This is a genomic window from Collimonas antrihumi, assembly GCF_018304965.1.
Taxonomy (GTDB): Bacteria; Pseudomonadota; Gammaproteobacteria; order Burkholderiales; family Burkholderiaceae_D; genus Collimonas; species Collimonas antrihumi.
Genome location: NZ_JAGQED010000070.1, coordinates 1 through 1,052, shown reverse-complemented (window position 1 = coordinate 1,052; position 1,052 = coordinate 1). Strand labels below are relative to the sequence as shown.

1 protein-coding gene is annotated in these 1,052 nt (G+C 55.6%); it reads left to right on the top strand.

What is annotated here, in order from left to right; genetic code table 11:
• Nucleotides 1-955, top strand: a 955-nt coding sequence (locus tag KHU29_RS22020; protein ID WP_211455463.1) for a DNA-binding protein, incomplete at its 5' end; no start/stop codon positions are given.
• Nucleotides 956-1,052 lie beyond the last annotated feature (97 nt).

The following is a 1,052-nucleotide window of genomic DNA, read 5'->3' as shown; positions in this document are numbered from 1 at the left end:
CGTGCTGCTGTTCTTCCGCTATGGTATGACACCCACCGCGAACAAGCTTTATCAACTGGTGCGCAAGGGCAGTATGACCGCGCCGGCGGAGGCGCTCAACAAATTCTGGGAAGACTTGCGCGAAAAGAGTCGCGTACGGATTGAACATCCGGATTTGCCCGAAGCACTAAAAACCGCGGCTGGGGATCTCACTGCAACGCTGTGGTCGACAGCGCAGGCGCTAGCACACGAAACTCTCGTGTCGTATCGCAGCGAGGCCCAGGCGGCAGTCGTTGAAGCCAAGGCAGCGCTCAGCACAGTCGAATCGGAGCGCGATGCATTGAGCAAGGCACTGCGAGAGGGGCAACAGACTCTGTCCGATACCAATGAGCGGATCAGCATCCTTGACCAACAGTTGGCTGCGGCCGGGGCTACCAATCTAGCCCTCGAATCGCAGGTGCAGCAGGCAAAGACAGAAAACGCAGCGCACTTGCAACGGCTCGATGATGCGCGCAGGGACTTCACAGCAGAACTGGACAAGCTGCACGCAGCAGCACAACTGGCCGACGAGCGTTTCAGGGCGGCGGAAACGCGGGCACTGCTAGAAATCGATCGAGAACGAAGTGCCGGCGCCAAGCTGCAAAAAGAGCTGAATACCGCACGTACAGAAGCTAGCCAATCCACAGAACGACACCGCACGGAAACAGCGGCAATACAGACCCAACTTGGCGACCTTCGGCAAAAAATCGGTATGCTGGAAGGCAATCTACAAGCCGCTGCCGCAAACAAAGACTTAATCGCGAATGAACTCAAGGCTGTCCAGGTGCAATTGGCGGATGCCATGGCGCAAGCATCGACGATGCGAAATGACGCGGAAAAGTGGCGTCACCAGGCTAAAGAGTGCCAGCGGATAGCGGCCGAGCTACGCGAGTCGACCAAGCCCCAGCGGGCGTCTCGCAAACCAAAGGCCGAATAGACCGTTGGATATAGATGACATTAATGTATAAAGAAACTGCTATTTATAACTAAAAGTGTTATGGGTCATTTTTACCCTTATCTCGGCACAATCCCTA